This window comes from Clostridium gasigenes, from assembly GCF_900104115.1.
Taxonomy (GTDB): domain Bacteria; phylum Bacillota; class Clostridia; order Clostridiales; family Clostridiaceae; genus Clostridium; species Clostridium gasigenes.
Window position 1 is genome coordinate 179,854 of record NZ_FNJM01000006.1, and the last position, 7,851, is coordinate 187,704.

A 7,851-nucleotide genomic window follows, 5' to 3' on the forward strand; every position below is an offset into this window, starting at 1 on the left:
TAATTTGAATTAATAAACTAAAATTGATATACTAATATTATGTAAAATTTCAAGCAACAAATTTAAAAAAAAGTGAGGGAACATGTGTGAATAAGATAAAAAAAGTTCTAGCTATAGCAATGATAGGAACATTAGCATTTTCAGTAGTTGGATGCAAAATGATTCAAAAGACTCCGGAGGCTATCCAAAAGACCGTGTTAGCAAAGGTTGGGGATCACAAAATTACAAAAGGTGATTTAGATAAAATAACAAAACCTGTTTTAAGCCAAGGTGCACAACAATATGGAGAAGGTTTTGAATCAAAGCCAGAATTTGCCGAACAAATAAAGGGATTAAAAAAACAAGGTATAGAAGTTTTAGTTGAAGAAGAAATTTTTATGCAAAAAGCTAAGTCTTTAAATTTAATTCCAGAACAATCTGAATTAGACAAGAAGGTTGCAGAAATAATCGATCCTCAAAAAGAATCAGTAGGTGGGGATGAAGGATTTAAAAAGGCTTTAGAAGGAATGGGAGTAAGTGAAGAAGAGTATAAAAAAAGTATTGAAAGAACTGTAATAAGAGATCTTGTTACAGAAGATATGACAAAAGATATAAAAGTAACAGATGAAGATGTAAAAAAATATTATGATGAAAATCCTAATAACTTTACAGGCGCAGATGTTTCTCATATTCTAATTGCAGATGAGACAAAAGCTAAAGAAGTAAGCGAAAGAGCGGCTAAGGGTGAAGATTTTGCAGCGTTAGCTAAAGAATTCTCAGAAGATCCAGGAAGTAAGGAAAAGGGTGGATCACTTGGTTTTACAACGTATAATACTGATAAATTAGTTCCTGAATTTGTAGCTGCAATGAGCGTTCTTAAGGAAGGTGAAATTTCACAACCAGTAAAGAGTCAATTTGGGTATCACATAATTAAAGCTACTGGAGTAAAAGTAACACCTTTTGAAGAAGTTAAAGATGCTGCTAAGGATACAATAAAAGGCGAACAAACAAATAAAATTAAAACTGAAAACTTAGCAAAATGGAAAGAAGAACTTAAAGTTAAAATTTACGAAGATAAACTTTAATTTAATAGTAGGAATATTAAAGAACTCGACAAAGTCGGGTTCTTTTTTGCATGAAAAAATAGAATATTTAAATTAATTATATAAATATTGGCTATATGTGTATAAAATTTCTAAGAAGTCAAATAATAATAATGCAATTAGTTATTAATAAATAAGGGAGGAAACTTAAAATGAAGGCAACAGGAATTGTTAGACGTATTGATGACCTAGGTAGAGTAGTTATACCAAAAGAAATAAGAAGAACATTAAGGATTAGAGAAGGGGATCCTTTAGAAATATTTACTGATAGAGAAGGTGGCGTAATATTAAAAAAATATTCTCCTATTGGTGAATTAACAGACTTCTCAAAAGATTATGCAGATAGCTTGCAACAAGCTATTGGACATATAATTATTATAGCAGATAAGGATGCATTTATAACTGCTAGTGGAGCGCCTAAAAAGGAGTATGTAGAAAGAAAAGTAAGTCCAGAATTAGAGAAGATTATGGAAAATAGAAAACCTGTAATAATTATTGATCCAGCAAAAACTATTCCATTACATAATGATGAGGAAGACGGTAAATATACAAGTCAAGTAGTTGCGCCTATAATTGCTGAAGGAGATGCCATTGGAGTTGTAATTATTTTAACTAAAGAACCAGGCGAAAAACTTGGTGAATTAGAGTTGAAATTAGCTGAAACAGCAGCAGCATTCTTAGGAAAACAAATGGAACAATAAAATATAAAAATATTTTTTAAAGTATGCATATGTTAAATTATCTATAAAATAAAGTTAAACATAAAATAAAAGTAATAATACCTCTAAACTTTAAATAGAAATTATTATATAGAAATAAAGTTTGGAGGTATTTTATGAAGAAGCAATCATTAATTAAAGGTAGCTTAATTCTTGGAATTACAGGGATACTCGCAAGGTTCCTTGGATTATTTTTTAGATGGCCATTAATTATGCTTATAGGGGATGAAGGTGTAGGGTATTATCAAATGTCTTATCCGTTATATATGTTTTTTATTGCTATAGCATCTGGAGTTCCGGTTGCTATGTCTAAAATGATATCAGAAAAAAATGCAATAGGTGATAAAGAAGGGATTTTTGAAGTTGTTAAAGAATCAACTTATTTAATGTTGCTTTTAGGGATTGGAACAACATTAATACTTTTTTTCTTTGCGAATCCAATTATTAGTTTTTTAAAATGGAATCCTAAGTCATATTATGCACTTATAGGAATATCTTTTGCACCCTTAATTATATCTTTAATGACTATATACAGAGGTTTTTTTCAAGGACTTCAAAACATGACACCATCAGGTGTATCTCAAATTTTAGAACAAATAGGTAGAGTAATAGTAGGAGTTGGACTTGCTATATTGTTATTACCTAAAGGTATTGAGTATGCAGCAGGAGGCGCAGCTTTTGGAGCAGCAGCAGGTGGATTGCTTGGAGGTGGGTATCTATATTTAAAATATAGAAAAATTAAAAAACAAATGGGTATTAAAAAAGTTAAAACAAACACTCAATTACTAACGAGTATTTTGAAAATATCAATACCTATATCTATTGGAGCAACTGTTGGAACAATTATGAGTTTGATAGATTCAATAGTGGTTCCACAAAAGTTATTAGAAGCAGGTCTTTCTGAGACAGCAGCAACTATATTGTATGCGCAATTAACAGGCAAAGCATCAGTAATAGTAAATATACCTTTAACACTGTCAATGGCACTGTGTATATCGTTAATTCCAATAATAGCTGAAAATTATATTCTAAGAAATAAAAAAGAAGTTGATAAAAAAATAGAATTATCTATGAAGTTATCAGCAGTAATATCATTGCCATGTATGCTTGGAATGTTTTTTCTAGCAGGACCTATTATGAAATTAATATTTCCCGGTAGATTTGAGGGGATAGAAATATTAAGATTTTTATCATTATCAATTCCATTTATTATAGTAACGCAAACAACAACATCCATAATGCAAGGGACAGGCCACTATATAGCACCTGTTATAAACCTGTTTATAGGATGTTTAGTGAAGATTGTACTTACGTGGATATTAGTGCCTATACCGTCTTTAAACATATATGGAGCTGTAATAGCTAGTGTGGGAGCCTATGTAGTTGCAACGATTTTAAACTTGATATCTATGAAGGTTAAAATGAAAACAAAACTTAAGTTCTATAGTTCCTTTATTAAACCAGCTTATGCAGCAATTTTAATGATAGTATCTACAATGGTTGCATATAATTTCTTATTTAAAAAGACATCTAGTAATAGTACTTCTTGCTTATTAGCAATACTTTTGGGTATTATTATATATGGAGTATCAATATTAATCTTTAGAGTGTTTAGCATGAATGAAATTAAGGAAAGATTAATAAAAAACAGATAAGAAGGAGAGAACCTTATGATAAAGATAGTAGGCTTAGGACCTGGTGCACCTGAGGCATTAACAATAGGAGCTGTTAAAGCTTTAGAGAAAAGTGAAAATATATTTTTCAGAACTGAAAAACATCCAACAGTAGATTATTTAAAAGAAAAGATGAAAACATTCAAAACATACGATCACTTTTATGAAGAGGGAAGTAATTTTGACGAAGTATATGAAAATATAGCTAAAGATATAATTTGTCAGTATAAAGAAAAGGGCGAATTAATATACGCTGTTCCAGGACATCCCTTAGTTGCAGAAAAATCTGTATTCAATTTAATAAAGTTATGTGATGAAAATAATATTGAATATAAAATACTTCCAGCAGTTAGTTTTATAGATGCTATGATAGATAGCTTGAAAATTGATCCTATTGAAGGAATTAAAGTTATAGATGCCTTTGATATGAAAAATCAAATATTAGACAAGAGAATAGGCACAATAATAACACAGGTGTACAACCCACTAATAGCATCAGAAGTTAAACTTCAATTATTAGAATTTTATAATGATGATACAATAATTGATTATGTAAGAGCTGCTGGCATAGAAGGTCAAGAAAGTATAAGAAAGATTCCTATATATGAGCTAGATATGCAAGAAGATATAGATTATTTAACATCTGTATATGTACCTAAGGATTTAAAAAACAAGCGAGATTTTAATGATTTAGTTTCAATAATTGATACATTAAGAGGTGAGGATGGATGTCCTTGGGATAGAGAACAAACTCACGAAAGTTTGAAAAATCAATTAATTGAAGAATGTTATGAAGTTATAGATGCTATAAATAATGAGGATATAGATGGAATTATAGAAGAGCTTGGAGATGTTCTTTTACATGTAGTTTTCAATGCTTCAATTGGAAATGATGATGGGTATTTCAATATCACAGATGTAATAGAATCTATATGTACAAAAATGATTTATAGGCATCCTCATGTATTTAAGGATAAGAAAGAAACTACAAGTGAAGAAGTAATTACTACCTGGGATGAACTTAAAACTAAAGAAAAAAAATTTAATTCTGTAACTGAAGAACTAAAAGCTATAGCTAAAAGCTTGCCAGCGTTAATTAGGGCTGATAAGGTTCAAAAGAAGGCTGCTAAAGTTGGATTTGATTGGGATAATGTTGAAGAGGCGGCTTTAAAAGTTGAAGAAGAATTAAAAGAGGTATTAGAGGTATATAAATCAGATAATCAGGAGAAAATAATAGAAGAGGTAGGCGATTTAATATTTTCTTGTGTTAATGTTTCAAGATTTTTAAAGGTTAATGAAGAAGAAGCTTTAAGTAAGACTACAGAAAAATTCATAAAAAGATTTAGTTTCATCGAAGAGTTTGCATTATCAAAAGGTAAAAAGTTAACAGAAATGAACTTAGAACAAATGAATAATTTATGGGATGAAGCAAAAAAATAGAGAAAACACAAAAATAAATTTGACTAAAGAAGGAATTTTGTGTTTAATAGAGAATATATTTAAAGTGATTGTATAAAGCTATAGAAAACTATCATGATTACCTTGTAATAATTATCTTTTTATAACAAAAAATTCATAATGCTATGGACTAGTTTGAAAAGACACTATATAATAGGGTAATGTAGTTATGTACATAGAATAAAGCAGTTAACTACTAAAATATATAACTGGTTATTTAAGGAGGATGTAATTGTGAATAAAGCAGAATTAATTACTAGTATGGCAGAAAAGAGCAAATTAACTAAGAAGGATGCAGAAGCAGCTTTAAAATCATTTATAGAAAGCGTTGAAGAAACGTTAGAAAAAGGTGAAAAAGTTCAATTAGTTGGATTTGGTACTTTCGAAACTAGAGAAAGAGCAGCTAGAGAAGGAAGAAACCCAAGAACTAAAGAAACTATACAAATAGCAGCATCAACAGTTCCAGTATTTAAAGCTGGAAAAGAATTCAAAGAAAAAGTTAATAAATAATTATATAGGAACCCGAGTTATCTCGGGTTCTTTTAAGTGACACTTATGTTCCAGACTCGCGCAGCGAGACTGGAACATGTAGTGGAACTTACTCCTAGGAGCGTAGCGAGTAGGAGTTTCAGTTAAAAGAAAAACTTAAGGTCGCGTAAACCTGAGCATAGGCGATAATAAGAGCTTATTCATATTCTAATAATAAAGGAGAGTGCTTTATGAGATTAGATAAATATCTAAAAGTTTCAAGAATAATAAAAAGAAGAACAGTTGCAAAAGAAGTTTGCGCAAGTGGAAGAGTTACTATAAATGAAAAAGTTGTGAAACCGTCAGTAGACGTAAAAGCTGGGGACATTATAGAAATTTCTTTTGCAAACAGATCTTTAAAAGCTAGAATAACAAGTATTATTGAACATGTAAGAAAAGAAAATGCAAAAGAAATGTACGAGATATTAGAAGGCGTAGAAGATAAAGAATAAAAGTGAAACAACTTTCATATATTTTTATAAAGAATATGTGGAGGATATAACTATGGAAAGAAAAATAGAAAAAAAAGTAGAAGATGTAAGAGGAAATATAACGCTGGAGAACAGAAATAGATTAACATTAACAGGAGTAGAGGAAGTTATAAGCTTTGATGATGAAAAGATATTGATTAATACAAAATTAGGAGCATTAACTATTAAAGGATCTGAACTTAAGATGAATAAGTTAGATGTTCAAAATGGAGATGTTATAATAGTGGGTAAGATCGCATCTATGGTTTATAGTGGAAAAGAGCTTAAAAAAGAAAAAGAAAATATAATAACGAAGTTATTCAAATAGGAGTGTATTATGCTTTTACCAATAAGAATTCAATTTGATATAGTTTTATATGCTCTTTTAGCAGGTCTATTAACTGGTATTATGTTTGATCTTTATAGAATTATAAGAGGAGCTAAGGTTCCCAAATTTATTGTTTTTATACAAGACATATTATTTTGGAGCTTAGCTGCTGTAATAGTTTTTACTTTCTTGTTATATACTAATTATGCCTTTTTAGGAGCCTATGTATATATTTTTATGGTGATATCTTTATTATTTTATTTAAGGTTTATAAGTTCATTAATTTTCAAAGTTGAACTTATAATAATTGGCAAGATTAGAGGGGTTTCAAGACTTATATTTAAAAATATAATCTATCCTATTAAATTAATATATTCAAAAATTTCAGGTAAAACTAAAGAACAAAAAAAAATAACTTGAATAAAGTATATATAATGTTTAAAATGTATATAGAATATATTTAAAAGAGGTTAATATAATGAAAAGAAGATTAACTTTCAAGGGCACTATTGTAATTTTACTTTTTGTAATTTTCATTATTAGTTTTATTAAACAAGAACTTACTATGAAAAGAATTCAGAATGATATAGTAGCAAATCAACAAGAGTTGACAAAACTTAAAGATGAAAATTTTAAGCTACAAACTGAATTGGATAATACACCATCTCATGATTATTTAGAAAAACTTGTAAGAGAAAGACTAGGTATGATAAAAGAAGGAGAAAAAGTGGTGAATTCCCAAAAAGAAAATTGAAAAAATATGTTTTAAAATCACAACAAATGGTTATTATTATAATGACATATATTATTTAATTTTAAGGAGGAATCTTTGTAACATGACCTTAATGGCAGGAAACATATTAGAAGGTACAGTGGTAAATATCACAAATTTCGGAGCTTTTGTGGAAATCGAAGGCAAAACAGGGTTAGTTCATATTTCGGAAGTAGCTGATTCATTTGTTAAGGATATCAGACAACACCTTACAGAACAAGATAAAGTAAAGGTGAAAGTAATATCAATAGATGATAATGGCAAAATAAGCTTATCTATTAAGCAAGCAAGTGTTCCTAAAAGAACAGTTAAGCCTGTTGAAATTGATTGGGCTTCAGAAAATAAGAAGTCTACAAACAATCACAATACAGCTGGGTTTGAGGACATAATGTCAAGATTCTTAAAGGATAGCGAAGAGAGACTTCAAGATGTAAAGAAAAACCAGGACTTTAAAAGTAGAAATGGTAAGAAAAGTTAAGCATAGCTTAAGAAAAATTTTAATTTAATATAAAACTTTACATAAAAGCTAAGAGATATATCTCTTAGCTTTTTATGTATTTAAATAACAGAAGTTCAAAAAAAGGTTGAACTACATATGGCTAAAATACAGGTTTATAGAGTTGATATGAGCAAAAAAAAGCATAAAATATAATAAACAATATAAAAAGTGTTGACAGTATTTGAATCCTGATATATAATTAATTTTGTCGTCAAGAGGCGATGGAAACAACATGCTGGAGTGGCGGAACTGGCAGACGCACAGGACTTAAAATCCTGCGGTAGTGATACCGTACCGGTTCAATTCCGGTCTTCAGCACCAA

Annotated in this window: 10 protein-coding genes and 1 tRNA gene; all 11 read left to right on the forward strand. The window is 29.4% G+C overall.

Translation table 11 applies throughout. From position 1 onward, the window contains the following. Positions 1-86 precede the first annotated feature (86 nt). The 11 genes from BLS77_RS11945 to BLS77_RS11995 all read left to right on the forward strand — a co-directional run bounded on the left by BLS77_RS11945 (position 87) and on the right by BLS77_RS11995 (position 7,850). A complete protein-coding gene (locus tag BLS77_RS11945) occupies positions 87-1,064 on the forward strand; it encodes a peptidylprolyl isomerase (RefSeq protein ID WP_089970018.1) in 978 nt (325 codons plus the stop codon). Positions 1,065-1,234: 170 nt separating this feature from the next. Next, complete coding sequence (gene spoVT, locus BLS77_RS11950) at positions 1,235-1,783, forward strand: stage V sporulation protein T (protein WP_089970021.1); 549 nt, start codon at positions 1,235-1,237, stop codon at positions 1,781-1,783. A 134-nt stretch (positions 1,784-1,917) separates the two neighbouring features. Next, positions 1,918-3,456, forward strand: coding sequence for a putative polysaccharide biosynthesis protein (locus BLS77_RS11955; protein ID WP_089970024.1), 1,539 nt, complete (start codon positions 1,918-1,920; stop codon positions 3,454-3,456). Positions 3,457-3,471: 15 nt separating this feature from the next. Then, positions 3,472-4,914: a bifunctional methyltransferase/pyrophosphohydrolase YabN gene (gene yabN, locus BLS77_RS11960; RefSeq protein ID WP_089970027.1), complete on the forward strand. Its 1,443-nt coding sequence runs from the start codon at positions 3,472-3,474 to the stop codon at positions 4,912-4,914. A 252-nt stretch (positions 4,915-5,166) separates the two neighbouring features. Further along, on the forward strand, positions 5,167-5,442 hold the full coding sequence (locus BLS77_RS11965; RefSeq protein WP_089970030.1) for an HU family DNA-binding protein: 276 nt from the start codon (positions 5,167-5,169) through the stop codon (positions 5,440-5,442). Positions 5,443-5,651: 209 nt separating this feature from the next. Beyond that, entirely contained in the window at positions 5,652-5,912 is a 261-nt protein-coding gene (locus BLS77_RS11970; protein WP_089970033.1) for an RNA-binding S4 domain-containing protein, read from the forward strand. 52 nt (positions 5,913-5,964) lie between these two features. Beyond that, positions 5,965-6,258: a sporulation protein YabP gene (gene yabP / locus BLS77_RS11975; RefSeq protein WP_089970036.1), complete on the forward strand. Its 294-nt coding sequence runs from the start codon at positions 5,965-5,967 to the stop codon at positions 6,256-6,258. 9 nt (positions 6,259-6,267) lie between these two features. Further along, entirely contained in the window at positions 6,268-6,678 is a 411-nt protein-coding gene (gene yabQ, locus BLS77_RS11980; RefSeq protein ID WP_089970040.1) for a spore cortex biosynthesis protein YabQ, read from the forward strand. 58 nt (positions 6,679-6,736) lie between these two features. Continuing rightward, complete coding sequence (locus tag BLS77_RS11985; RefSeq protein ID WP_089970044.1) at positions 6,737-7,012, forward strand: FtsB family cell division protein; 276 nt, start codon at positions 6,737-6,739, stop codon at positions 7,010-7,012. An 82-nt stretch (positions 7,013-7,094) separates the two neighbouring features. Next, entirely contained in the window at positions 7,095-7,508 is a 414-nt protein-coding gene (locus BLS77_RS11990) for a S1 domain-containing RNA-binding protein (RefSeq protein WP_089970048.1), read from the forward strand. A gap of 255 nt (positions 7,509-7,763) precedes the next feature. Then, a tRNA-Leu gene (locus tag BLS77_RS11995) sits at positions 7,764-7,850 on the forward strand. Position 7,851: the final 1 nt, after the last annotated feature.